The organism is Streptomyces sp. NBC_01546, from assembly GCF_045208355.1.
Taxonomy (GTDB): Bacteria; Actinomycetota; Actinomycetes; order Streptomycetales; family Streptomycetaceae; genus Streptomyces.
Genome location: NZ_CP109379.1, coordinates 4,161,092 through 4,185,900, shown reverse-complemented (window position 1 = coordinate 4,185,900; position 24,809 = coordinate 4,161,092). Strand labels below are relative to the sequence as shown.

Genomic DNA, 24,809 nt, shown 5'->3' with positions numbered 1-24,809 from the left:
TGTCAACCTCCCACTACCGTGAGGGACACCACCGTCGCCCCGGCCTACTCAGCCGTAGGTATCCCCCGGGCCCTTGCTCCCCGGCGCCCGCCACGGCCCGTACCCCTTCGGCCGCCCACCCGGGCCCTGCACCTTGATCAGCCGCACCGTGCCCTGCCCCAGATCCGCGTTGAGCCGCGCCACCAGCTGCGGAGCCAGCAGCTTCAGCTGCGCCGCCCACGCCGAGGAATCACACCGGACCACCAGTTCACGATCCTCGTACCGCTCCGGTTCACAGTGCGCCGCGATCTCCGGACCGACGATCTCCGGCCAGCGCTCCATCACACCCGCCACCGCCATCGGCATCTCCCAGCCGCGCTCCGTGCGCAACCGGTCCAGCGCCGCCATCAACGGCATCGGATCCCGGCCGTCCGCACGGGCACCCGACCGCAGCCCCGGATGCTGCTGACGCTTCTTCCCGCCCGCCGCGTTGCCCCGCGCCCGCGCCTGCTCCCGCGCCGCGGCGAGGGCCTGGCGCGCCAGATCCACACCGGAAGGCTCCGGCGCCTTGCGGGGCTCGCCGCGCGGCTCCTTGTCCTGATCGCTCACAGCCGGGTCACCTCACCACCGGACACCCCGAACCGCGCCCCCGCCAACACACCCGGAACGTCATCGTCCACCGCCGCCGTCACCAGCACCTGCTCGCCCGGCACCACCAGCTCGGCCAGCCGCTCCCGGCGCCGCGCGTCCAGCTCCGCGAACACGTCGTCCAGGATCAGCACCGGCTCCGCGCCCTCCGAGCGCAGCAGCTCGTACGAGGCCAGCCGCAGGGCCAGCGCGTACGACCACGACTCCCCGTGGCTCGCGTAGCCCTTGGCCGGCAGCTCCCCCAGCCGCAGCAGCAGGTCGTCGCGGTGCGGACCGACCAGCGTCACGCCCCGCTCGATCTCCTGCTTGCGCACCTCCACCAGGGCCGCCAGCAGCACCTCGTAGATCGCCTCGCGGCTCCGCGCCGCCCCGCTGTCCACCGGCTCGCCCGCCGAGGACTTGTACGAGAGCCCCAGCGGGCCGCCGCCGGGCGCGAGCTGCTCGTACGCCTTGTCCGCCAGCGGCAGCAGCGTCGCGATCAGGTCCAGCCGCTGCGCCAGCAGCTCCGCGCCCGCGCGCGCCAGGTGCTGGTCCCACACGTCCAGGGTCGACAGGTCCATGGTCCGGCCGCCGTGCCGACGCGCCATCGCCGCCGACTTCAGCAGGGTGTTGCGCTGCTTCAGCACCCGCTCGTAGTCCGAGCGGACCGCCGCCATCCGCGGGGAGCGCGCGGTGACGATCTCGTCCAGGAACCGCCGCCGCTCACCCGGATCGCCCTTCACCAGGGCCAGGTCCTCCGGCGCGAACAGCACCGTCCGCACGATCCCCAGCACGTCCCGCGGCCTGACCTGCGAGGACCGGTTTATCCGGGCACGGTTCGCCCGGCCCGGATTCAGCTCCAGCTCCACCAGCTGCTGCCGCTCGCCCTGGGTGACGGCCGCGCGGATGATCGCCCGGTCCGCGCCCATCCGTACGAGCGGCGCGTCCGAGGAGACCCGGTGGCTGCCCAGCGTCGACAGGTAGCCGATCGCCTCGACGAGATTGGTCTTCCCCTGGCCGTTGGGGCCCACGAAAGCCGTGACGCCCGGGTCGAGGGGAACCTCGGCCCGGGCGTACGAGCGGAAGTCGGCCAGCGAGAGATGCGAAACATGCATACGGCGCCGACCTCCCCCGGCTTCCTGCTGCTCTGTGTGGTGCTGTGCGGCTGCTCCGAGCCGCACGGTGTCTCTTGTCGACTACTTCTTCTCGACCGCGTGGCCGCCGAACTGGTTGCGCAGCGCGGCGATCATCTTCATCTGCGGGGAGTCGTCCTGGCGCGAGGCGAACCGCGCGAACAGCGAGGCGGTGATCGCGGGCAGCGGAACGGCGTTGTCGATCGCCGCCTCCACCGTCCAGCGGCCCTCTCCCGAGTCCTGCGCGAAGCCGCGCAGCTGCTGGAGGTGCTCGTCCTCGTCGAGGGCGTTCACGGCCAGGTCCAGCAGCCAGGACCGGATGACCGTGCCCTCCTGCCAGGAGCGGAAGACCTCGCGGACGTCGGTGACCGAGTCCACCTTCTCCAGGAGCTCCCAGCCCTCGGCGTAGGCCTGCATCATGGCGTACTCGATGCCGTTGTGAACCATCTTCGCGAAGTGGCCCGCACCGACCTTGCCGGCGTGTACGGCGCCGAAGTCACCCTCGGGCTTGAGCGCGTCGAAGATCGGTTGGACCCGGCCCACATGGTCCTTCTCGCCGCCGTACATCAGCGCGTAGCCGTTCTCCAGGCCCCACACGCCGCCGGAGACACCGCAGTCGACGAAGCCGATGCCCTTGGTGGCCAGCTCCGCGGCGTGCTTCTCGTCGTCGGTCCAGCGGGAGTTGCCGCCGTCGACGACGATGTCGCCGATCGAGAGCAGCTCCGCGAGCTCGTCGACGGTGGACTGCGTCGCCGCACCTGCCGGGACCATCACCCACACGACGCGGGGGGCCTGCAGGCTGTCCACAAGTTCCCGCAGGCTGTGGACATCGGCAAGGTCCGGGTTGCGGTCGTATCCGATGACGGTGTGGCCTGCGCGGCGGATGCGCTCGCGCATGTTGCCGCCCATCTTGCCGAGACCGACGAGACCAAGCTCCATCAGGTGGTTCCTTAAGCGTTGTGGCCGTCTTTGCCGGGGCCTCCTGCTTCCCGGAGGACATCCCAGGCCCCGAGCCTACGCCCGGCCGGGCCGCCGGGCTCCACGGGGCGCGCACGGCCCCGGGCTGCGGGAAGAACGCGGTCAGGCCCGGTCTCGCGGGGCGCGAAACCGGGCCTGACCTGCGAAGAATCAGCCAGAGAGGCGTACCGGCATGATCAGGTACTTGTACGCCTCGTCGGCTTCGGCGTCGACCGCCGGGCGGCCGCTGAGCAGCGCCGGCTTGGTGGACGTGGTGAAGCTGAGCTGCGCGGCGGGCGAGTCGATCGCGCTCAGGCCGTCGAGCAGGAAGGTCGGGTTGAAGGCGATCGAGATGTCGTCGCCCTCCAGCTTGGCGTCGACGCGCTCCACAGCCTGTGCATCGTCCGAGGAACCGGCCTCGAGGATCAGCACGCCCTGCTCGAAGCTCAGGCGGACCGGGGTGTTGCGCTCGGCGACCAGGGCCACGCGCTTGACGGCCTCGACGAACGGGGCGGTCTCGATCACCGCGATGGAGTTGAACTCCGTCGGGAAGAGCGTGCGGTACTTCGGCAGGTCGCCCTCGAGCAGGCGGGTGGTGGTGCGGCGGCCGGCGCCCTCGAAACCGATCAGGCCCTCACCGGCACCGGAGCCGGACAGCGCCAGGGTGACCGTGTCACCGCTGGTCAGGGACTTGGCGGTGTCCAGGAGCGTCTTCGCGGGCACCAGGGCCACGGCGGAGGCGTCCGGGTTCTCCGGCTTCCACAGGAACTCGCGGACCGCGAAGCGGTAGCGGTCGGTGGAGGCCAGGGTGACGCGGTCGCCCTCGATCTCGATGCGGACACCGGTCAGCACGGGCAGCGTGTCGTCGCGGCCGGCGGCGATGGCGACCTGGGCGGCGGCGGAGGCGAAGACCTCGCCGGGCACGGTGCCGGTCGCGGTCGGCATCTGCGGCAGCGCCGGGTATTCCTCCACAGGCAGGGTGTGGAGGGTGAATCGCGAGGAGCCGCAGACCACGGTCGCCCGTACACCGTCTGTGGAAATCTCCACCGGGCGGTTGGGGAGGGCGCGGCAGATGTCGGCGAGCAGCCGGCCGGAGACCAGGACCGTGCCGTCCGCCTCGACGTCCGCCTCGACGGAGACGCGGGCCGAGACCTCGTAGTCGAAGCCGGAGAGGCTGAGGGTGCCCTCTTCGGCCTTCAGCAGCAGGCCCGCGAGAACGGGCACCGGCGGCCGGGCCGGGAGGCTACGGGCCGCCCAAGCCACCGCCTCCGCGAGTACGTCGCGCTCCACCCGGATCTTCACCGGAACCGCCTCCTGCTGTTGATCGCTCGTCTGCCGGCCTTCGTCCTCGGCTCGTCGATGCCTCGACCGATGCCGGGGACCAGTCTGACGTACGGCGCCGACACTCGGTGCGGCTGGCGGTCAAGTCGGGGGCGAGGCGTCGAGGAGGCTGCCCACCGAGTTGTGCACAGGTCCTGCTTGAAAACCGAAACCGGGCTAACTCTCTATGGGGGTAGTAGTAGGGCCTGTGGAAACGGTGGATAACGCTGTTCTCGCAGGTCAACCCGCGTTTTTTATCCCCACACCCTGTGGGTGGCACCGGTGGACAACACGGTGTTCCTGTGGAGAACGAAAACTTCTGCACAGGCCGTCCCCAGACGACCTCCACTACTCCACAGGTGCGTCCCCAGCTTTCCCCCAGTACTCCACAACCCAAACGTCCACCTCCGTGTGACGGCTTTCACTCGGGGCGGTGAGAGGGGGTGGCATGTTGCCGAACAGTGGACAACGGTGTGGAGAAGACATCTGATCCTGTGCACAGGATCAGCGAACCTGTGGGTTGGTGGTGGACAACATCGTGGACAGTGCTGTGGACGAAAAATCTGTCCACAGCCTGTGGATGGAGCTTGCGCACAATTCCACAGGCTGCTGACCTGGCCTGATGGGCCCTCAACCGGCACCCCTGTGGACAGATTGTGGGCGACGCGGGCCGTCCCCAGGGTGTGGACGGCAGAAAGTCCGTGAATCTGTGGATGAGTTGCTCCCCCGGGGGCGTATTCGAACAGGTCAGGGGCGCGCGGACGAAGAAGGGCGCCCCCGGCATGGTCCGGGAGCGCCCTCGAGATGCGTTTGAAAGGGCCCGGCGAGGCTCTCCCCGGGCGTCCGGGGAGGCCGGCTCAGGCGTTCTTGATGCGGTTGGTGAGCTCCGTGACCTGGTTGTAGATGGAGCGGCGCTCTGCCATCAGGGCGCGGATCTTGCGGTCCGCGTGCATGACGGTGGTGTGGTCGCGGCCGCCGAACTGCGCCCCGATCTTGGGCAGGGACAGGTCGGTGAGCTCCCGGCACAGGTACATGGCGATCTGCCGGGCGGTGACCAGGACCCGGCTGCGCGAGGAGCCGCACAGGTCGTCCACGGTGAGCCCGAAGTAGTCGGCGGTGGCCGCCATGATGTCGGTGGCCGTGATCTCCGGAGCGCTGTCCTCGCCGCCCGGGATCAGGTTCTTGAGGACGTCCTCGGTGAGGCCCAGGTCGACCGGCTGCCGGTTGAGGCTCGCGAAGGCCGTGACCCGGATCAGCGCCCCCTCCAGCTCGCGGATGTTGCGCGAGATGCGGGAGGCGATGAACTCCAGTACCTCCGGCGGGGCGTTGAGCTGCTCCTGGACCGCCTTCTTGCGCAGGATCGCGATGCGGGTCTCCAGCTCGGGCGGCTGGACGTCGGTGATCAGGCCCCACTCGAAGCGGTTGCGGAGCCGGTCCTCCAGGGTGACGAGCTGCTTGGGCGGCCGGTCGGAGGAGAGCACGATCTGCTTGTTGGCGTTGTGGAGCGTGTTGAAGGTGTGGAAGAACTCCTCCTGCGTCGACTCCTTGCTCGCGAGGAACTGGATGTCGTCGACGAGCAGGATGTCCATCTCGCGGTAGCGCTTGCGGAACGCGTCGCCCTTGCCGTCGCGGATGGAGTTGATGAACTCGTTGGTGAACTCCTCGGAGCTCACGTACCGCACGCGGGTGCCGGGGTACAGGCTCCGCGCGTAGTGGCCGATGGCGTGCAGCAGGTGCGTCTTGCCCAGCCCCGACTCCCCGTAGATGAAGAGGGGGTTGTACGCCTTCGCGGGTGCCTCGGCGACGGCCACCGCGGCGGCGTGCGCGAAGCGGTTGGAGGCGCCGATGACGAAGGTGTCGAAGAGGTACTTGGGGTTCAGCCGGGCGGTCGGTTCGAGCGGGCCCGAGGGGGAGCCGCCGGACGGGGCCGGGGCGGCAGCGGACCGGCCGGGGGCCTGGCGGGGCGCTGGCTGCTCGTACTGCTGCTGTTCGTACTTCTGCTGCTCGTACTGATGTGACTGGTGCGGCTGATGCTGCTGGTGTTGCTGCTGGGACTCGTACGGGGACTGCTCGTACTTCTGCTGCTCGTAGGAGCCCTGGTCGTAGCCGGAGGGCTCGGACTGCTGGAGGTAGCCCGGCTGCGGGGAGGCGTACGGGTCGCGCTCGGGGAAGCCGCCGAGGCGGGGCTGCTGCCAGCCGTAGTCGTCCTGCTGGCCGCCCCGCGGCCAGGCGCCGGGCTCGGGGCGCGGCTGCTGGTAGTCCGGGTAGGCGGGGCGGGCGGTGGGGAGCTGGTCGTCGGAGGGGCCGCCCGGGCCGCCGGGGCCGCCGCCGGGGCGCTGGCCGGGGTACGGCTCGTAGCCGCCCTGCTGCTGGGCGGGCGGGGCCGGGGGCGCGGGCTCGCCGGCGGAGTCGTCCACGGTGATGGCGATCCGGATGGGGCGGCCGCATTCGCGGCTGAGGGCGTCGCTGATCAGCGGGGCGAGGCGGCCTTCGAGGACGCGCTTGCCCCACTCGTTGGGGACGGCGAGCAGTGCGGTGTCGGCGACGAGTGCCAGGGGCTGGCATCGCTCGACCCACTGCTTGTCCTTGGGCTCGATCCCCGGCTGTCCCTCCCCGAGGAGCTTTTCGAGCACCCTTGGCCACACTGCGGCAAGATCGGCAGGTACGTCAGCCACAGAGCACGCTCTCTCACAGGGGTCCCACGAATGTGTGGTTCTTTGGGACGGTCGGGACAAAAAATCCAGGGTCAGACAACGGTAGTCAGGCCAGCGGGTACGGTTCAAGTCGTTGTCCACAGCCTGTGCACAGTGTGGGGCAGCATCGCCTCGGTTTGACCGGATGGCGTAGCCGCGCGTACCGTAACGAGGTCGAGTTGTCGATGGCTGCTGCCGCCTGCCTACCGATGGGCGAAGATCACTGATTGTGATCGTTTAGCGGTGCCACTCGGGCGAACACGCGAGTTTCCTCGTGGGCGCACGGTGACAGCCAGGCGATGTCCCGCCACAACGATTTATTCTCTGGAGCCCCCGAGTGAGCAAGCGCACCTTCCAGCCGAACAACCGCCGTCGTGCCAAGACCCACGGCTTCCGCCTGCGGATGCGTACCCGTGCCGGTCGCGCGATCCTCGCGAACCGTCGTGGCAAGGGCCGCGCCGCCCTTTCCGCGTAACAACACGCAGGTCGTGACGTCGTGCTGTCTCCCGAAAATCGGATGAGGCGGCGCGAGGACTTCGCGAGCGCGGTACGCCGAGGGCGTCGGGCTGGTCGCCCGCTCCTCGTCGTCCACCTACGTACAAGCGGTGCAACGGACCCGCACGAGTCGGGGGAGATCGATCCCTCGGCGCGTGCGGGTTTCGTCGTCAGCAAAGCTGTCGGCAATGCCGTCATACGTAACCGGGTGAAGCGCCGTCTGCGCCATCTGGTCCGGGAGCGGCTGTCTCAGCTGCCCGCCGGTAGCCTGGTGGTGGTACGTGCGTTGCCCGGAGCGGGTGATGCCGGCGCCGACGAGCTGGCCCGGGACCTGGATGCCGCTCTGGTGCGGCTCCTGGGAGGCGTGGCTCGATGAAGTACCCGCTGCTCGCTTTGATCAAGCTGTACCAGTGGACGATCAGTCCGCTGCTCGGGCCGGTGTGCCGCTACTACCCGTCGTGCTCGCACTACGGGTACACGGCCATCGACCGGCATGGTGCGGTCAAGGGGACGGTCCTGACCGCCTGGCGGATCCTGCGGTGCAATCCGTGGTCGCCCGGCGGCGTGGACCATGTCCCACCCCGTAAACGCCCGCGTTGGCACGAGCAGCTGCGCAGTGCGTTGCGTAGATCTCGCAATGCTCAAGGAGCCTGATTAGTGGACACGATTGCCAATCTGTTCAGCTTTATCACCACACCCGTCTCGTGGGTCATCGTCCAGTTCCACAAGCTGTACGGGGCGATCTTCGGTGTGGACAGTGGGTGGGCCTGGGGCCTGTCCATCGTGTCCCTGGTGGTCTTGATCCGTATCTGCCTGATCCCGCTCTTCGTGAAGCAGATCAAGGCGACGCGTGGCATGCAGGCGCTCCAGCCGAAGATGAAGGCGATCCAGGAGCGCTACAAGAACGACAAGCAGCGTCAGTCCGAAGAGATGATGAAGCTGTACAAGGAGACGGGTACCAACCCGCTCTCCTCGTGCCTTCCCATCCTGGCGCAGTCCCCGTTCTTCTTCGCGCTCTACAGCGTGCTGTCGGCCATCGCCAACGGGAAGACGATCGGCGTCATCAACCAGGAGCTGCTGGAGAGCGCGCGTCAGGCGCACATCTTCGGGGCCCCGCTGGCCGCGAAGTTCACGGACAGCGCCGAGAAGGCCGCTTCCCTGGGCGCCTCGATCACCGATGTGCGTGTCGTCACCGCCATCATGATCGTCCTGATGTCGCTGTCGCAGTTCTACACCCAGCGTCAGCTGATGGCGAAGAACGTCGACCTGTCGGTCAAGACGCCGTTCATGCAGCAGCAGAAGATGCTGATGTACATCTTCCCCGTGATCTTCGCGGTCATGGGCATCAACTTCCCCGTCGGTGTTCTCGTCTACTGGCTGACCACGAACGTGTGGACCATGGGTCAGCAGATGTACGTGATCAACCAGAACCCGACGCCGGGCAGCAAGGCCCAGGACCAGTACCTGACCCGCCTGCTGAAGCACGTCAGCTCGCATGGTGACGTCAAGGGCCGGGGCAAGAAGAAGATCGTCGCGGCGATCGTGGCCAAGGGCCCGGACCGCAACGACAACGAGCGCAAGTTCATCTCCGCGCTGACCAAGCAGGGCATGGCCGCTCAGGCGGACGGCTCCGTGACCAAGAGTGCTGAAGCCACCGTGGATTCGGATGCGGCGAGCGGTGGTGTCGCCACGAAGCGGCAGCAGCCCAAGCGGCAGCCGAAGTCGAAGCGTCAGACGCCCCCCAGCAAGCCCTCCAAGAAGTAAGAAGGAGTCCCTCCCGTGACGGAAGGCACCACCACCGCCGCCGCTGAGAGTGGCGACACCCTGACCCGCCTCGAGCAGGAGGGTGAGATTGCGGCCGACTACCTTGAGGGTCTGCTGGACATCGCTGACCTGGACGGCGACATCGACATGGACGTCGAGGCCGACCGGGCCGCGGTGTCGATCGTCAGTGACTCGGCCGGCCGTGACCTGCAGAAGCTCGTGGGCCGCGACGGTGAGGTTCTGGAGGCTCTGCAGGAGCTGACCCGCCTCGCGGTGCACCGCGAGACCGGTGACCGCAGCCGGCTGATGCTGGACATCGCCGGGTTCCGCGCGAAGAAGCGCGAGGAGCTGGCGGCGCTGGGCGCTCAGGCCGCGGCGGACGTGAAGGCGTCCGGCGAGCCCCTGAAGCTGGCCCCGATGACCCCGTTCGAGCGCAAGGTCGTCCACGACGCCGTGGCTGCGGCCGGTCTGCGGAGCGAGTCCGAGGGCGAGGAGCCGCAGCGCTTCGTCGTTGTGCTCCCGGCCTGACCGGTAGCGAGAGTGTTCGGCCCCGTCTGTGTCGCAGACGGGGCCGAAGTTTGTCAGCCTGGCATGTGAACGACGCGCCATCTTGAAGACGTGGTTCTTCAGAACCATGCGGTACGGAAGGGACGGTCCCCGTGACGGAGGCAGCTGAGCTTCCCCCGGCGCCTGAAGAGGCGCGCGCGGTGTTCGGTGAGTTTTTCCCGGAAGCTGTGCGCTACGCGGAGCTGCTGGCCGATGCGGGAGTGAAGCGGGGCCTGATCGGGCCGCGTGAGGTGCCGCGGCTGTGGGAGCGGCATCTGCTGAACTGCGCTGTGCTGTCGGAGGTGGTTCCCCAGGGCGTCACCGTGTGCGACGTGGGCTCGGGTGCGGGTCTGCCCGGCATCCCGCTGGCGTTGGTGCGGCGTGATCTGAAGATCACGTTGCTCGAGCCGCTGCTGCGGCGGACGACCTTCCTCCAGGAGGCCGTGGAGCTGCTGGGCTTGGACCACGTCACGGTCGTGCGCGGGCGGGCCGAGGAGGTTCTCGGGAAGCTGCAGCCGGTGCACGTGGTGACGGCTCGGGCGGTGGCTCCGCTGGACCGGCTGGCCGCCTGGGGTGTGCCCCTGCTGCGTCCGTACGGGGAGATGCTGGCGCTCAAGGGTGATACCGCCGAGGAGGAGCTGGTGTCGGCCAAGACCGCGCTGACGAAGCTCGGTGTGGTGAAGACCTCAGTGCTGCACGTGGGTGAGGGTGTGGTGGACCCTCTGTCGACTGTGGTGCGCGTGGAGGTCGGAGAGAGTCCCGGCGGGGTGAGGTTCGCTGCGAAGCGGGCGAAGGCGGCCCGAGTGGGACGCACGCGTCGGCGCCGCTGAGGCTCTGATTCTTGGGGTTCCGCAGGAGATTTCGGCTGTGTTGGGCCCTATAGGTATGGATTTCGGAGTGTCGTAGCGGCCTGAAGTCTTCCCCCGGGCATCGTGTTTCACGTGAAACGTCGCTCTCTGCTGCACGGAATCATCAGCCGCGGTCGTGCGGCTGCGTCCCCCCGCAATCGCAAGGATGCGAGGGGGACGGAGTTGTCCACATCGGTGGATTCATCCACAGGAGTACGGGCCCCGCTGGTTCGCGACCCCGGTGACATGGGAGGCTCTGTTCATCGCGAGCCTGATGTCGAGGAGAGTGACACCGTGCGGTCCGACGCCAACCTCGCGGGGCCGATGGCCGACCCGGTCCCCGGTCCCCGCTCTGAATCGGCGGGAGACGATGTTTCACGTGAAACATCGCCCCCTCCCCTTGTAGACAACGACACCCCCATCGGCCGAGCCGCCCAGCTGGCGGTCGAGGCGCTGGGGCGCGCCGGCGAGGGTCTGCCCCGGCCGGAGCAGACCCGGGTCATCGTGGTCGCCAACCAGAAGGGCGGCGTGGGCAAGACCACGACGACCGTGAATCTGGCGGCCTCGCTGGCACTGCACGGGGCGCGGGTCCTGGTGGTCGACCTCGACCCGCAGGGCAATGCCTCCACCGCTCTGGGGATCGACCACCACGCGGATGTGCCGTCGATCTACGACGTGCTGGTGGACAGCAGGCCCCTGCTGGAGGTCGTCCAGCCCGTGGTGGATGTGGAGGGGCTCTTCTGCGCCCCGGCCACCATCGATCTGGCGGGTGCGGAGATCGAGCTGGTGTCGCTGGTGGCCCGTGAGAGCAGGCTGCAGCGGGCGATCCAGGCGTACGAGCAGCCGCTCGACTACATCCTGATCGACTGCCCGCCTTCGCTGGGGCTGCTGACCGTCAACGCCCTGGTGGCGGGGGCGGAGGTGCTGATCCCGATCCAGTGTGAGTACTACGCGCTGGAGGGGCTGGGGCAGCTGCTGCGCAACGTCGATCTGGTGCGGGCCCACCTGAATCCGACGCTGCACGTGTCGACGATCCTGCTGACGATGTACGACGGCAGGACCCGGCTGGCCTCGCAGGTGGCGGACGAGGTGCGCAGTCACTTCGGCAAGGAGGTGCTGCGGACGAGCATTCCGCGGTCGGTGCGCATCTCCGAGGCGCCGAGCTATGGGCAGACGGTGCTCACGTACGACCCGGGTTCCAGCGGTTCGCTCTCCTACCTGGAGGCGGCGCGGGAGATCGCGTTCCGTGGGGTCGGAATGCAGTACGACGCCCAGCAAGCCCATCTGGGCGCGGGTGTGAACAACAGCACGCAGAGTGTGGCGGAGGGGATCCAGTGAGCGAGCGACGTAGAGGTCTGGGGCGGGGGCTCGGTGCGCTGATTCCCGCGGCCCCGCAGGAGAAGACGCCGCCGGCGGGCGGTGGCGGGTCGACGTCTCCGTCGGCGGTGCCGGTGTTGACCTCGGAGCGCGGGATCGCGGCGGCGAAGCTGGCTTCGCTGGTGCAGGCCGATGTTTCACGTGAAACATCGCTCGCGGTCGCGCCGGTGAGCGAGCCGGTGCCGGAGGCGCCGGAGGCCAATGTGGTGGCCGGAGCGACGTTCGCGGAGCTTCCGATGGACGCGATCACGCCGAACCCGCGGCAGCCGCGTGAGGTGTTCGACGAGGACGCACTGGCCGAGCTGGTGACCTCCATCCAGGAGGTGGGTCTGCTTCAGCCGGTGGTGGTGAGGCAGTCGACTCCGGGCCGCTATGAGCTGATCATGGGCGAGCGGCGCTGGCGGGCCTGCCGGGAGGCCGGTCTGGAGAGCATTCCGGCGATCATCCGGGCGACGGATGACGAGAAGCTGCTGCTGGACGCGCTGCTGGAGAACCTGCACCGGGCTCAGCTGAATCCGCTGGAGGAGGCTGCGGCGTACGACCAGCTGCTCCAGGACTTCAACTGCACGCATGACCAGCTGGCGGACCGGATCGGCCGCTCGCGTCCCCAGGTGTCGAACACGCTTCGGCTGCTGAAGCTGTCGCCTTCGGTGCAGCGCCGGGTGGCTGCGGGGGTGCTGTCGGCGGGTCATGCGCGGGCGCTCTTGTCTGTGGAGGACTCCGAGGAGCAGGACCGTCTGGCGCACCGGATCGTGGCCGAGGGGCTGTCGGTGCGTGCGGTGGAGGAGATCGTGACGCTGATGGCGTCGGAGCCCTCCAGCGCGGTGAAGCCGAAGGGTCCGCGTGCGGGTGCCCGGGTGGCTCCGGCGCTCAATGAGCTGGCGACGCGGCTGTCGGACCGGTTCGAGACGCGGGTGAAGGTCGATCTGGGTCAGAAGAAGGGCAAGATCACCGTCGAGTTCGCGTCGATGGAGGACCTGGAGCGGATTCTGGGCACGCTGGCGCCGGGCGAGGGCCGGGTGTTGGAGCAGGGTCTGTCCGGGGAGTGACACCTGGGCCGCCGAGGGGCGGATCGTGCCGGTGAGAACCGACGCGGTCCGCCCCTCTGGCGTCCTGTCGAAGCTGTGCCCCGAAGCTGTGCCCCGAAGCTGCGCCTGTCGGAGCTGTGCCTGTCGAAAGAGTGGGGGCCAGTGGATACGATGCGTTCATGGGTCGTCGGCTGGTACCGCTCACGCTGGACAACCTCCAGGATCTGCCTCGTCGTTGCCGGTCCTGCGTGTTCTGGGAGCTGGATCCGGTCAGTGGTGAGGCCGCCGTGAAGGCGGGTACGCCGGCGATGGAGAAGGAGGCCTGGATCTCCGCCGTCCTCCTGGAGTGGGGATCGTGCGGCCGGGTGGTCTACGTGGACGAGGTTCCGGTCGGGTTCGTGCTGTACGCGCCGCCGGCGTACGTGCCGCGGGCCACGGCGTTTCCGACCAGTCCGGTGTCGCCGGACGCCGTGCAGCTGATCACCGCATGGATCATGCCGGGATATCAGGGGCAGGGGCTCGGCCGGGTGATGGTCCAGACGGTGGCGAAGGACCTGCTGCGGCGGGGGTTCCGGGCCATCGAGGCGTTCGGGGACGCGCGGTGGGAGGGGCCGGCCTGCCTGCTTCCGGCGGACCACCTGCTCGCGGTGGGCTTCAAAACGGTACGGCCCCACCCCGCGCATCCGCGGCTGAGGCTGGAGTTGCGCTCCACGCTGTCGTGGAAGGAAGACGTGGAGCTGGCGCTGGACCGGCTGCTGGGTGCGGCGCGCAAGGAGCCGGTGCTGCGCCCGTTGTGAGCCGAATACGTGAAACGGGGCCGCCCCTCAAAGGGGCGGCCCCGTTTCACGTGAAACATGTGCCTCGTCAGACGGTCTTGACCTGGACGAAGTTCTCGAGGTCGCGCAGGATGGCGGCCTTCGGCTTGGCACCCACGATGGTCTTGACGACCTCGCCGCCCTGGTACACGTTCAGGGTCGGGATGGACATGACGCCGTACTTGGCAGCCGTGGCCGGGTTCTGGTCGATGTTGAGCTTGACGATCTCGATCTGGTCGCCGTACTCGGCCGCGATGGCCTCGAGCGACGGCGCGATCTGGCGGCACGGGCCGCACCACTCGGCCCAGAAGTCCACCAGCACCGGCTTGTCGCTGGCCAGTACCTCGGCGTCGAAATCGGTGTCGGTCACGGTCTTGAGAGCCACGGCGGGCCTCCTTCTTTCCTGCGGGGTGGGGTGTGGGGATGAAGCGGGTCAGACGGTCGCGTGGGCCTTCTCGGCGTCCGCGAGGGCGGCGAGGAAGCGCTCGGCGTCGAGGGCGGCGGAGCAACCGGTGCCCGCGGCGGTGATGGCCTGACGGTAGGTGTGGTCCACGACGTCGCCGGCGCCGAAGACGCCGGTCACGTTGGTCCGGGTGGAGGGGGCGTCGACCTTGAGGTAGCCCTCGTCGTCGAGCTCCAGCTGGTCCTTGAACAGCTCGGTGCGGGGGTCGTGGCCGACGGCGATGAAGAGGCCGGTCACGGGCAGCGCGGAGGTCTCGCCGGTCTTGGTGTTGCGCAGGGTGAGGCCGGAGAGCTTCTGCTCACCGTGGATCTCGGCGACCTCGCTGTCCCAGGCGAACTTGATCTTCGGGTCGGCGAAGGCGCGGTCCTGCATGGCCTTCGAGGCGCGCAGGCTGTCGCGACGGTGGACGATCGTGACGGACTTGGCGAACCGGGAGAGGAAGGTCGCTTCCTCGATCGCGGTGTCGCCGCCGCCGACGACGGCGATGTCGTGGTCCTTGAAGAAGAACCCGTCGCAGGTGGCGCACCAGGAGACGCCGCGGCCGGAGAGGGCGTCCTCGTTGGGCAGGCCGAGCTTGCGGTGCTGGGAGCCGGTGGTGACGATGACGGCCTTGGCGCGGTGCACGGTGCCGGCGGTGTCGGTGACGGTCTTGATCTCACCGGTGAGGTCCACGGACACGATGTCGTCCGGGACCAGCTCGGCGCCGAACCGCTCGGCCTGGCCGCGCATGTTGTCCATGAGGTCGGGTCCCATGATGCCGTCCTGGAACCCCGGGAAGTTCTCCACCTCGGTGGTGTTCATCAGCGCGCCACCGGCGGTGACGGCGCCTTCGAATACCAGCGGCTTGAGCGAAGCGCGTGCGGTGTACAGGGCGGCCGTGTAACCGGCCGGCCCGGAGCCGATGATGATCACGTTTCGAACGTCGCTCACGGGTTTCTTCCTCGTCTCTGCGGACTGCGTGCTGCCTACCGGGGGCCGGTTCGGACTCTCACCCCACCCAACGGATCCTACGGCGCATGCATTCCCCTGCTGTCCCCTGCAGTCCTTACGTGTCGGTTACCGGGGATAGGTGTTCGTCAGCAGGACCTTTCCGGGGGTGGCCGGGGTGGTGTTCTCGCAGCCGGTGTCGACGAGGTAGGCGTCCACACGGGAGGAGTCGCCCGGGTGCGGCAGGACGAGCAGGAGGACCGGAGTGCCCTGGTAGCTGCCGCGCTCGGAGGCGATCGGGGTCTCCGGGCGGCCGGTGGCCTCCTGGACGCAGGCGGGGACGGAGGCCGCCTGGCGGTCGTTGGGGGCGATCCCGGGGGCCGGGGTGTTCTCCATCCCGTAGGTGTTGTTCTGTTCCCCCTGGGTGGCCGCCTTGGCGCCCTGCCCGGAGTCGAGGAGCTGCTTGACGCTGCTGCGCAGGCCCTGGGAGGTGTAGGCGCCGTCGGTGGGGGGCTGGGCGGCGGAGCTCGTCGTTTCCCGGCGAGCGGTTGCGTCTTGGGAGGGCGGGCCGGACAGGTCGCTGAACAGGAAGATTCCGAGCGCGCAGGCGGCGGCCCCGGCCAGGCCCGTGAGTACGGCGATCCGGCGGCGGGCGCGGCGTCGCCCAGGGCCGCTTGAGCCGTTCGGGTGGCCGGCGGGCGATGTTTCACGTGAAACATCGCGGTCGGTCGGGCGGGGACGGGCAGCGGATGCGGATGCGGGCCGACTGTCCTCGTCGGAAGCCTGGGGGGTGGTGGAGTCGAGGAGGGCCTCGGCGGCGAGGGCCGCGTCGATGCGGCCCGCGATGTCGGCGGGCATCCGGGCCGGGCCCGGGAGGGTGCCCAGGACGGCGCGGATCTCCTCCAGGGAGGCGCGGACGTCGGCACACAGGGTGCAGCCGCCGAGGTGGTGTCTGACTTCGGCGCTGCGGGTCGGGGAGAGGAGTCCTTCGGTCAGGTCGGAGATCTCCGAGACGTCCGGGTGCCGGATCGTGCCGGTCGTGCCGGTCGTGGGGGTCACGGTCGTCCACCTCCGCCCTTCACTGCGTCTGGGTCTGGCTGCCTGGGTTCTGCCGCTGGTGGGACGGCTGTGCCCGGCGTCCGGTTCCTTCCCCGCTCGGTGGCGGTGTTATCCCCGGCATTCGTGCGCAGATGAGTGAGCATCGGGAGGAGTTTCGCGCGGCCGCGTGCGCAGCGGCTCTTCACGGTGCCGGTGGGGACGTCGAGGATGTCGGCGGCTTCGGCAACGGGGTATCCCTGCATGTCGACGAGGACGAGCGCGGCCCGCTGTTCGGCAGGGAGGGTGCTGAGGGCGGCCAGGAGCTGGCGGTGGAGGTCCTGGCGCTCCGCGGGGGCCTCGGCGGACTCGTGGGGCTCCAGGAGGCGCTCCAGGCGCTCCGTGTCGTCGAGGGGCGAGGTCTTGCGGGAGGCGGCCTTGCGGGCCCGGTCGAGGCAGGCGTTGACGGTGATGCGGTGCAGCCAGGTGGTGACGGCGGAGTCCCCGCGGAAGGTGTGGGCGGCCCGGTAGGCGGAGACGAGGGCGTCCTGTACCGCGTCGGCGGCCTCCTCGCGGTCGCCGAGGGTGCGCAGGGCCACCGCCCACAGCCGGTCCCGGTGCCTGCGGACGAGCTCACCGAAGGCGTCGGGGTCTCCGGCGACGTGCAGCGCCAGCAATTCCTGGTCGCTGTCCCCGCCGGTCGCCGCGTCGTGCATCACACCTCCCCTCCCGGAAGGGAGCGTACGGGTCGGGCGGGACGAATACGAGGGCCTGCCCGGGCCCGGTGGCTGTCCTCGCGGCCGGTCCTATTCGGCCGTGCCGAGCACCTTGATCTCTTTGATGCCGCCGCGGTAGGCGCCGCTTCCGTCAGAGGGCAGGGCCGTGATGTGGACCAGCAGGAAGCGGGTCTTCACCGGGGTCTCCAGGGTGGTCTTCAGGTCCTTCCCTGTCGTGCTCGGCTTGACGACCTCGTGGGGGAAGTCCGAGAGGGAGCGGGCTGAGGAAGCCTCCGGGGAGGCGGCCCGCACCTCGACCTTGTGTCCAGCCGCATACAGGTCGACGTCGAGGCCGGCCACGTCCTGGACGCTGCCGAGGTCGACAACGATGCCGCTGCCGTCGTCGTAGCTGTCCAGGTTGCCGAAGTTGGCGTAGCCGTAGAACACCTTGGTGACCCAGGCGGTGTCGGCGTTGCGGTCGACCGCCTTGTCCGCGTCCTCCGCCTTGATCGGCTCCTTGCCGAAGACGGTGGCGTTGCCGATGGGCAGCGGCTTGCCCGGCTTGATCTCCTTGGGGGCGTCGGTGGGCTCGGTCTGCTGGTTGGAGCCGCTGTTGCCGGAGCCCCCGTTGTTGCCGCGCAGGAGGGTGTCGGCCAGCTGCCAACTGCCGAGGCCGAGGGCGGCGATGAGCAGGGCGGCGACGCCCCACTTCAGGGCCCGGCCGGTGCGGCTGTTCAGCGGGGGCGGCGGGGGCGGCGGGGGGACGGCCGTGACGGACTGGGTGGGGGGCGTACCCGGCGTGGGGCGGCCGTAGCTGCCCTGCTGGTAGGTGGTGTGCTGGTACTCGGGCGGGGCGGTGAAGGCGGGCTCCGGCGGCTTGATGCGGGGCATCGCGGCGACGGCCTTGGCCAGCTCCTCGGGGGTGGTGCAGGCGGGTTCCTGGCGGGAGGCGGTGGCCCCGTCGTTGGCGAGGGCGCGCATGGCGAGCTCGCCCAGGCCCCGGTGGACCCCGGCGCGTACCTGGTCGGGGGCGATCAGGCCGACGCCCTTGGGCAGGCCGGTGAGGCCGTAGGCGTCGTTCTCGTACGGCCAGCGCTGGGTGAGTGCGGCGTACAGGAGTGCGCCGATGGCCTCGGTGTCGGCGCGCTGCGGTGTCTCGCTGGTGATCCCGCGCAGGGCGGCGTTCACTGCGAGGCCGCGGATGCGGTACTGGCCGGTGGAGGTGCGCAGTATCGCGCTGGGTGTCAGGCGCAGGTGGGCGAGGCCTTCGCGGTGGGCCGCGGTCATGGCCTGGGAGATCTGGCTGACGAGCTGGTACGCCTCGTGGGGCTCCAGGGGGCCCGCGGCGAGGAGCGCGGTGAGTTCGGTGGCGTCGGGCAGCCATTCGTGGACGACGTAGACGAGGTCGTTCTCTTCCACGGCGTCGAGTACCTGGACGAACCGGGGGTCGCCGAGCAGGGCGGAGGAACGTGCGGCGGCCAGGACGGAACGGGCCCGCGGGTGGTCGGCGGGCAGCAGGTGGACCCCGACGGCCCGGCGCAGCTTCTCGTCCATCGCACGCCAGCTGCTGAATCCGTCCACACGGGTGACGCACTCTTCGAGCCGGTAGCGTCTGGCGAGTTTGTGGCCGCTGTGGAGTTCTGGTGCGGCCGCGGGGGCCGCGGGCGTGCGTTCGCCGTCCTTTTCGGTCATGGGTCCGTCCGCGGCTCGTCCGTTCTGGGTGTCCACCCCGTCGGCCGTGGCCTTGTCCGCTTTCGCGGCCAGCGGCTTGTCGCCACTGTTGTCGGCCACGTCGACGGCAGCCGTGCTACGTTCCGCCACCGTCGTTCCCGCCTCCCCATTCGTTGCGCGCTGTCGGCCAATCTGCGAAGCCAAGCCAATTGTGCCCACAGTCCGACGCTATGCACGACACACGAAGGGGGGCGACGGTTGTGCGGATCAGCGCCCCAGTCGTCCGCGGACCATTCCGACCATCGAGTTGAGTTCTTCGATCCGCATCCGCTTGGCGGCGATGAGGAAGACGGCCGCCAGGGCGATGCCGCCGGCCACGAGGGAGGCGGCGGAACCGGCCACTCCGCTGCCCAGCCAGTGAGTGACCCCGTAGGCGGCGGCGCCGGCCACGGCGGCCGCGGGGACGCAGGCGCCCGTGAGGCGGGCGTAGGTGCGCATCACGTGGGCGCCGTCGAGGTCGCCGCCGAGGCGGGTCTTGAGGCGGCGCCAGGCGACGCCCACGCCTACTGCGTAGCCGAGGCCGTAGGCGGCGGCCATGCCGACGACGGCCCACCGGGCGGGCAGGACGAAGAAGGAGGCCGCGGAGCCTGCCGCGTTGACGGCGGCGACGATGACGGTGTTGTAGAAGGGCGTCCGGGTGTCCTCGTAGGCGTAGAAGCCGCGCAGGACCACGTACTGGACCGAGTACGGGATCAGTCCGAGGCCGAAGGCCATCAGGACGTAGCCGATGTTCTGGGCGCCGGCGCCGGAGCCGGCGTAGAGCAGGGTGGCCATCGGGACGCCGAGGGCGAGGAACGCGAAGGCGCAGGGCACGATCGCGACGGCGGAGGTGCGCAGCCCGTAGGAGATGTCGTCGCGGACGGCGGCGGCGTCCCCGTCGTGGGCGGATCGGGAGATGCGCGGCAGGACGGCCGTCATGACGGAGACGGTGATGATGGCCTGCGGCATCTGCCACAGCAGCAGCGCGTAGTTGTAGGCGGTGATGCCGGTGCCGGGGTGGCCCTGCTTCTCGGCGACGGAACCGGCCCAGGTGGCGAGCTGGGTGACGACGACGAGCCCGATCTGGTTGGCGAGGACGAAGAAGAACGTCCACTTGGCCAGGCGGGCGGCCTTGCCGAGGCCGTGGCCCTTCCAGTCGAAGCGCAGGCGCGGCTTGAAGCCGGCATCGCGCAGGTAGGGCAGCATGGCGAGGGCCTGGACGGTGAGGCCCAACAGGGTGCCGAGGCCCAGGAGGCGGACACCGTCGGCGGTGACGGTGGTGGCGTTGACGCCGGAGGTGGTGAAGCCGCCGAAGACCCAGATGAAGGCGCCGAAGGTGGCGATGACGACGATGTTGTTGAGGACCGGGGTCCACATCATCGCGCCGAAGCGGCCGCGGGCGTTGAGGATCTGACCGAGGACCACGTGGACGCCCATGAAGAACATGGTGGGCAGGCAGTAGCGGGCGAAGGCGACCGCGACGTCCATCTGCTGGGGGTCGGAAGCGATCTTCGGCGACATCATCGTGATGAACACCGGTGCGGCGAGGACGCAGATGGTGGTGATCGCGGCCAGCAGGACGACGACGAGGGTCAGCAGCCGGTTGGCGTACGCCTGGCCGCCGTCGCTGTCGTTCTTCATGGCCCGGACCAGCTGCGGGATGAAGACGGCGTTGAGGGCGCCGCCGCCGACCAGCACGTAGATCATCGTGGGCAGGGTGTTGGCGATCTGGTACGTGTCGTTGAAGGTGCCGACGCCGATGGCACCGGCGATGACCAGGGTCCGCAGGAAGCCGGTGATGCGGGAGACGATCGTGCCGGCGGCCATGAGCGCGCTGGACTTCAGCAGGCTGGACGCGCGTCCGGCGGGCTTGGCCGGGGCCGGGGCGGCGACGGGGGCGTCCTCGGCGGGGGTGCGGGGGGCCGCCTCCTGGTCGCGGTACAGGTGGGCGAAGGCGTCGGGTTCGGCCTGTTCGTCGGACGCCTGGGTGACGAGGGAGTCCACGCCGACGAACTGGGTGGTGGTGGCGTGGTCGCCGTAGGGCAGGTGGCGGGAGGGCCCGTCCGGCTCGGGCGGCGGGGTCTGGGCCCAGACGTGCGGATCGGGGGCGTAGGAGGGCGCGGTGGGCGCCGCGTAGAGCGGGCCGGGCTCCTGGTAGGTGCCGGGCGGCGGCGGGGGGTGTGCGGCCCGGTCGTAGAGGACCTCGGCCACGGGGTCCTGTGCGGACAGGTCCTGCGCCCGGTACGGGTCGTAGTCGTAGGCGTCCTGGACATATGGGTCGCGGTCCGGCGCGGGCGCAGGCGCGGGAACCTGCCCGGGCACCGGGGTGCCCGGGGCAGTGCCCTGGGAGGGCGCGGGCCCACCAGTGCCCTGCGCGCGGTCACCGTCGTACGGCGCGTTCATCGAAACCCCACCTCATCGTCCCCAGGCCGATCGGCCACGGCATCGCTCAACGGTCCACTGTCTCACCCGTGCCGGACCCGTCGGTGCTTTGCGGTCCGGTGTCCGGGGACTCGTCACTCGGCTGCGTGCTCTCCTCGGCGGCCGCGCGTGCCGCGACGCGCTTGCGGCTGGCGTACATCTTGATGCCCGCCAGGACGAGGAGGAGCACACCGCCGGCGATGACGAGCATGACAGTGGGGGTGATCTCGGTGGCGTCGACGGTGAACTTTCGTTCCTTGCCGTAGGGGACGCCGTCCTTGGTGAAGAGCTGCGCGGTGACCTCGACGGGGCCGCTCGCTGTGGCGTTGGCGGTGAACTTGACGGTCTGGGTGTGGTCGCCCTGGACGGTGACCTGCTGTTGCTGTTCGGCCTCGCCCTTGTCGCCGAACATCAGGCGGGTCGGGTTGGCGGACTTCACCCGCAGGACGAGGTCGTGGACGTCCTGGACCAGGCTGTTCTGGACGCTGACCGGGATGGTGGCGCTGTGTCCGGACAGGGTGGCGTCGGACTTGGGGACGACCTTGACCTTCTCGGTGAGGCCGATCAGGTAGTCCTGGACCTGGTCCCGGTAGAGGGCGGCCTCCACGGGGTGGCCGCGCCAGGAGGTGGACATCTCCCGGTTCGTGGTGTTGCCGAAGGGGATCTCGACGCGGTCGGGTGCGGCGAGGATCACCTTGAAGTGGTCGAGGGTGTTCTGGGTGGTCCGGATCTTCTCGAACGCGGGCACCGGAAGCTCCTGCTTGCGCAGGTCCTCGGGGTACTGCCCGGCGCCCGGCACCTGGGTGGCGGCCGCGGGGTCGGGTTTGGCCGCGGCCGCGGCCTCGAGGTCGCTGGGCTGGGTCCAGCGGCCGGCCTGGAGGGCGCGGATGGCCTGGGCCATCGTCTCCACCTGGCTGACGCTGGGCATCCGCTGCGGGGCGACGACGAAGCTGCGCTGCTCGTCGGTCTTCTGCAGGTTCAGGGCGAGGGTGTCGGCGAGGAACCGCTGCAGGGCGAGGGTGGAGTTCCCGGAGCTGAGCATGTCGCCGTCGAAGGCCGTGGAGAGTTCCGCGTCGGCGACGACGGCGGTGGCGCCCGCGCCGATGGGGCGGGCGGCCGAGGGGGTGTACCCGAGGGCTCCGCTCTCCGAGAGGCTGTCGCTGCGGGTGAGGATGTTGTGGGCACCGGCCGAGGTGGCGACGTTGACGATCGAGGGGTCGATGGCGCCGTCCACGGGCCAGGAGAAGTCGGTGGACGCGGGGACGTGCAGGACCGTCTCGACGGCCTGCTTCGCCTTGTCGGTGGCGGGCCGCAGCTGGCCCAGGGTGCCCGAGACGTCCTTGCCCCGGTGGGCGAGGGAGGCGAGGTCGGGGTCCGCGAAGGGCAGGGCCACGACCTTCTTGCCCTGGACGGCGGCTTCCAGGGAGCTCAGCCACTGTTCGGCGACGGCCTTGTTCTTGCCCTGGACGGGCTTTCCGCCCGGGACGCGGACCCGGTAGCCCTTGGTCATCGCGTCAACCGTGTACAGCAGGTCGGGATCGATGACCCAGGTGATGGGCAGGTCCTTGCCGAGCGCGACCATCCGCTCCAGCCGGCCGCCGGACCTGAGCTCTTCGGCGAGGGAGTCGTCGAGGAAGACGGGGGTCTGGGTTTCGTCCGAGCCGGTTTCCGCGGTCACGTGGGTGGTGGAGATCAGCGGCCACACGTAGGTGAGCTGGCCCCGCTTGGACGCGGCCTCCGGCTGCCAGGGCAGGAAGGTGCGCTTGATACCGAGGACCTGCTCGGACGGGCGGCTCTCGGTCACCCCGGACAGGGAGACGCCGAGCTGGTAGACGCCGTCCTTGTCCAGCTCCAGCTTGTTCACCGGGACCGTGAGAGTGAAGGACTGGTTGACCTTCGAGGGCAGCGAGGCGATCTTCACGGCGTGGGCCGGGTCGATCTCCCCGGGGTCCGTGCCGGCGCGGAAGCCGGTGCGGTCCGCCGCCTCGTCGATCGAGGACCGGTCCGCGAGGAGGGGGCCGACCCGCAGACCCACGTGTGCGTCGTTGATCGTCTCGGAGCCGTTGTTGACCACGGTGCCGGAGATGGTCAGGGTGTCGCCCTTGACCGGGGCGGCGGGGGTCATCGAGTCCAGCTGGACGTCGACGCTGGCCGCCTGGGCGGCCTGGGCCTTGGGGGCCGGTGAGTAGACCAGAGCGGCGAGGACGGGGGTCCCGGCGAGCAGGACCACCGCGCGCCGCAGCCATCGGCGCCGGACAGGAGTGGGGGGCGTCCCCAGGATGTCTGCCGCCTCGGCCACGCGCTAGCCCGTCCCTCGAAGTGTCGGTGTTCGTCGTATGTGCGTCCAGGCATGGTAACGAGACCCGCTGTGCGCGAGTGCCGCTCCTTGCTCCACATGATCGGCTCAGCCCCGGCGCAGCGGTGTACCGGGGTCGCCGTAAAACGGGGAAGCCCGCGCCGGGCGGGGCACGTACCCTTTTCTGTTGTGCCGAACGCCAACGAAGACAACCCCAGTGCCCTGAGTCAGGTGCAGCGCCGCGCGGTGAGTGAACTGCTGCGGGTAGCCCCTGTCGCCGACGAGCTCGGCCGCCGTTTCCAGAAGGCGGGCTTCCGCCTCGCCCTGGTCGGCGGTTCCGTCCGCGACGCGCTGCTCGGGCGTCTCGGCAACGATCTCGACTTCACCACCGACGCCCGCCCCGAGGACGTTCTGAAGATCGTCCGGCCGTGGGCCGACTCGGTGTGGGACGTCGGTATCGCCTTCGGCACGGTCGGGGCGCAGAAGGCTGCCCGCGTCGGAGACGCTGATTGGAACTTCCAGATCGAGGTGACGACGTACCGCTCGGAGGCCTACGACCGTACGTCGCGCAAGCCCGAGGTCTCCTACGGCGACTCGATCGAGGAGGACCTGGTCCGGCGCGACTTCACCGTCAACGCCATGGCGCTGGCTCTGCCGGAGCAGGAGTTCATCGACCCGCACGGCGGTCTGGAGGATCTGGCCGCCGGTGTGCTGCGCACCCCCGGCACCCCGGAGGACTCGTTCTCCGACGATCCGCTGCGCATGCTGCGGGCGGCGCGGTTCGCCGCGCAGCTGGACTTCGAGGTCGCTCCCGAGGTCGTCGCGGCCATGAAGGCCATGTCCGACCGGATCGAGATCGTCTCGGCGGAGCGGGTGCAGGGCGAGCTGAACAAGCTGGTCCTCTCCGCGAACCCGCGCAAGGGTCTGGGCCTGCTCGTGGACACCGGGCTGGCCGACCGGGTCCTGCCCGAGCTGCCCGCGCTGCGGCTGGAGAGTGACGAACACCACCGTCACAAGGATGTCTACGACCACTCGCTGATCGTGCTGGAGCAGGCGATCGCGCTGGAGGAGGACGGCCCGGACCTGGTGCTGCGGCTCGCGGCCCTGCTGCACGACATCGGCAAGCCCCGTACCCGGCGCTTCGAGAGCGACGGCAGGGTCTCCTTCCACCACCACGAGGTGGTGGGCGCAAAGATGACCAAGAAGCGTCTGACGGCTCTGAAGTACTCCAACGACATCGTCAAGGACGTGTCCCGGCTGGTGGAGCTGCACCTGCGCTTCCACGGCTACGGCGACGGCGAGTGGACGGACTCCGCGGTGCGGCGCTACGTCCGCGATGCCGGCCCGCTGCTGGAGCGCCTGCACAAGCTGACCCGGTCCGACTGCACCACCCGCAACAAGCGCAAGGCCAACGCGCTCTCCCGGACCTATGACGGGCTGGAGGAGCGCATCGAGCAGCTGCAGGAGCAGGAGGAGCTGGACGCGATCCGGCCCGACCTGGACGGCAACGAGATCATGCGGGTGCTCGACGTCGGCCCCGGCCCGGTGATCGGGAAGGCGTACGCGTTCCTGCTGGAGCTGCGGCTGGAGAACGGCCCGATGGGGCACGATGCGGCCGTCGCCGCCCTCAAGGAGTGGTGGGCCGCGCAGGCGTGACGC

22 protein-coding genes are annotated in these 24,809 nt (G+C 69.7%); 10 read left to right on the top strand and 12 right to left on the bottom strand.

The window, feature by feature from the left end; all coding sequences use genetic code 11:
• Positions 1-48: 48 nt before the first annotated feature.
• From OHA89_RS19120 to dnaA, 5 genes are all read right to left on the bottom strand, one after another.
• The gene (locus OHA89_RS19120; protein WP_215139815.1) at positions 49-588 is read right to left on the bottom strand and encodes a DUF721 domain-containing protein; all 540 of its coding nucleotides are present in this window, start codon (positions 586-588) and stop codon (positions 49-51) included.
• On the bottom strand, positions 585-1,721 hold the full coding sequence (gene recF / locus OHA89_RS19115; RefSeq protein ID WP_257555377.1) for a DNA replication/repair protein RecF: 1,137 nt from the start codon (positions 1,719-1,721) through the stop codon (positions 585-587). The genes OHA89_RS19120 and recF overlap by 4 nt, the downstream gene beginning before the upstream one ends.
• Positions 1,722-1,802: 81 nt before the next feature.
• The gene (gene gnd / locus OHA89_RS19110) at positions 1,803-2,678 is read right to left on the bottom strand and encodes a phosphogluconate dehydrogenase (NAD(+)-dependent, decarboxylating) (RefSeq protein WP_257555376.1); all 876 of its coding nucleotides are present in this window, start codon (positions 2,676-2,678) and stop codon (positions 1,803-1,805) included.
• Between the two features lie 189 nt (positions 2,679-2,867).
• A complete protein-coding gene (dnaN, locus tag OHA89_RS19105) occupies positions 2,868-3,998 on the bottom strand; it encodes a DNA polymerase III subunit beta (RefSeq protein WP_406366697.1) in 1,131 nt (376 codons plus the stop codon).
• Positions 3,999-4,873: 875 nt separating this feature from the next.
• On the bottom strand, positions 4,874-6,691 hold the full coding sequence (gene dnaA, locus OHA89_RS19100) for a chromosomal replication initiator protein DnaA (RefSeq protein WP_266608918.1): 1,818 nt from the start codon (positions 6,689-6,691) through the stop codon (positions 4,874-4,876).
• Positions 6,692-7,046: 355 nt separating this feature from the next.
• On the opposite strand from dnaA, the gene rpmH reads away from it, so the two are divergent.
• The 9 genes from rpmH (at position 7,047) to OHA89_RS19055 (ending at position 13,564) form a co-directional block, all read left to right on the top strand.
• Complete coding sequence (gene rpmH / locus OHA89_RS19095) at positions 7,047-7,184, top strand: 50S ribosomal protein L34 (RefSeq protein WP_008741645.1); 138 nt, start codon at positions 7,047-7,049, stop codon at positions 7,182-7,184.
• Between the two features lie 21 nt (positions 7,185-7,205).
• Entirely contained in the window at positions 7,206-7,580 is a 375-nt protein-coding gene (gene rnpA / locus OHA89_RS19090; RefSeq protein ID WP_215139811.1) for a ribonuclease P protein component, read from the top strand.
• Positions 7,577-7,858 (top strand): membrane protein insertion efficiency factor YidD, encoded by a 282-nt coding sequence (gene yidD, locus OHA89_RS19085; RefSeq protein WP_075970728.1) that lies wholly within the window; start codon positions 7,577-7,579, stop codon positions 7,856-7,858. The genes rnpA and yidD overlap by 4 nt, the downstream gene beginning before the upstream one ends.
• Positions 7,859-7,861: 3 nt before the next feature.
• The gene (gene yidC, locus OHA89_RS19080) at positions 7,862-8,968 is read left to right on the top strand and encodes a membrane protein insertase YidC (protein ID WP_257555369.1); all 1,107 of its coding nucleotides are present in this window, start codon (positions 7,862-7,864) and stop codon (positions 8,966-8,968) included.
• Between the two features lie 15 nt (positions 8,969-8,983).
• Positions 8,984-9,496, top strand: a complete 513-nt coding sequence (locus OHA89_RS19075; RefSeq protein ID WP_030755362.1) for a R3H domain-containing nucleic acid-binding protein — start codon at positions 8,984-8,986, stop codon at positions 9,494-9,496.
• Between the two features lie 131 nt (positions 9,497-9,627).
• Entirely contained in the window at positions 9,628-10,344 is a 717-nt protein-coding gene (gene rsmG / locus OHA89_RS19070; protein WP_257555368.1) for a 16S rRNA (guanine(527)-N(7))-methyltransferase RsmG, read from the top strand.
• A gap of 264 nt (positions 10,345-10,608) precedes the next feature.
• Positions 10,609-11,700, top strand: a complete 1,092-nt coding sequence (locus OHA89_RS19065; RefSeq protein WP_322975539.1) for a ParA family protein — start codon at positions 10,609-10,611, stop codon at positions 11,698-11,700.
• On the top strand, positions 11,697-12,788 hold the full coding sequence (locus OHA89_RS19060) for a ParB/RepB/Spo0J family partition protein (RefSeq protein WP_215139807.1): 1,092 nt from the start codon (positions 11,697-11,699) through the stop codon (positions 12,786-12,788). The genes OHA89_RS19065 and OHA89_RS19060 overlap by 4 nt, the downstream gene beginning before the upstream one ends.
• A gap of 158 nt (positions 12,789-12,946) precedes the next feature.
• Positions 12,947-13,564, top strand: coding sequence for a GNAT family N-acetyltransferase (locus OHA89_RS19055; protein ID WP_215139806.1), 618 nt, complete (start codon positions 12,947-12,949; stop codon positions 13,562-13,564).
• Positions 13,565-13,631: 67 nt separating this feature from the next.
• Here the strand turns inward: OHA89_RS19055 and trxA are convergent, their stop codons facing one another.
• From trxA to OHA89_RS19020, 7 genes are all read right to left on the bottom strand, one after another.
• Entirely contained in the window at positions 13,632-13,967 is a 336-nt protein-coding gene (gene trxA / locus OHA89_RS19050) for a thioredoxin (RefSeq protein WP_215139805.1), read from the bottom strand.
• Positions 13,968-14,015: 48 nt separating this feature from the next.
• Positions 14,016-14,975 carry a thioredoxin-disulfide reductase gene (gene trxB / locus OHA89_RS19045; protein ID WP_215139804.1) on the bottom strand — a complete coding sequence of 320 codons (960 nt, stop codon included), beginning with the start codon at positions 14,973-14,975 and terminating at the stop codon, positions 14,016-14,018.
• Between the two features lie 126 nt (positions 14,976-15,101).
• On the bottom strand, positions 15,102-16,031 hold the full coding sequence (locus OHA89_RS19040; RefSeq protein WP_266608912.1) for a hypothetical protein: 930 nt from the start codon (positions 16,029-16,031) through the stop codon (positions 15,102-15,104).
• Positions 16,028-16,723 carry an RNA polymerase sigma factor SigM gene (sigM, locus tag OHA89_RS19035; RefSeq protein ID WP_215139802.1) on the bottom strand — a complete coding sequence of 232 codons (696 nt, stop codon included), beginning with the start codon at positions 16,721-16,723 and terminating at the stop codon, positions 16,028-16,030. The genes OHA89_RS19040 and sigM overlap by 4 nt, the downstream gene beginning before the upstream one ends.
• Positions 16,724-16,813: 90 nt before the next feature.
• Positions 16,814-18,544, bottom strand: coding sequence for a protein kinase family protein (locus OHA89_RS19030; protein ID WP_266608909.1), 1,731 nt, complete (start codon positions 18,542-18,544; stop codon positions 16,814-16,816).
• Positions 18,545-18,661: 117 nt separating this feature from the next.
• Positions 18,662-20,836 carry a murein biosynthesis integral membrane protein MurJ gene (gene murJ / locus OHA89_RS19025; RefSeq protein ID WP_266608907.1) on the bottom strand — a complete coding sequence of 725 codons (2,175 nt, stop codon included), beginning with the start codon at positions 20,834-20,836 and terminating at the stop codon, positions 18,662-18,664.
• A gap of 46 nt (positions 20,837-20,882) precedes the next feature.
• Positions 20,883-23,153: a DUF6049 family protein gene (locus OHA89_RS19020; RefSeq protein WP_257555363.1), complete on the bottom strand. Its 2,271-nt coding sequence runs from the start codon at positions 23,151-23,153 to the stop codon at positions 20,883-20,885.
• Between the two features lie 186 nt (positions 23,154-23,339).
• Between OHA89_RS19020 and OHA89_RS19015 the strand changes: the two genes are divergently transcribed.
• On the top strand, positions 23,340-24,806 hold the full coding sequence (locus OHA89_RS19015) for a CCA tRNA nucleotidyltransferase (protein WP_257555361.1): 1,467 nt from the start codon (positions 23,340-23,342) through the stop codon (positions 24,804-24,806).
• Positions 24,807-24,809: the final 3 nt, after the last annotated feature.

What these genes read in the sequence shown, in the direction of transcription:
- recF (WP_257555377.1), bottom strand. Translation starts at nt 1,721, where the DNA reads ATGCATGTTTCGCATCTCTCGCTGGCCGACTTCCGCTCGTACGCCCGG.
- gnd (WP_257555376.1), bottom strand. Translation starts at nt 2,678, where the DNA reads ATGGAGCTTGGTCTCGTCGGTCTCGGCAAGATGGGCGGCAACATGCGC.
- yidD (WP_075970728.1), top strand. Translation starts at nt 7,577, where the DNA reads ATGAAGTACCCGCTGCTCGCTTTGATCAAGCTGTACCAGTGGACGATC.
- OHA89_RS19065 (WP_322975539.1), top strand. Translation starts at nt 10,609, where the DNA reads ATGGGAGGCTCTGTTCATCGCGAGCCTGATGTCGAGGAGAGTGACACC.
- OHA89_RS19055 (WP_215139806.1), top strand. Translation starts at nt 12,947, where the DNA reads ATGGGTCGTCGGCTGGTACCGCTCACGCTGGACAACCTCCAGGATCTG.
- sigM (WP_215139802.1), bottom strand. Translation starts at nt 16,723, where the DNA reads ATGCACGACGCGGCGACCGGCGGGGACAGCGACCAGGAATTGCTGGCG.
- murJ (WP_266608907.1), bottom strand. Translation starts at nt 20,836, where the DNA reads ATGAACGCGCCGTACGACGGTGACCGCGCGCAGGGCACTGGTGGGCCC.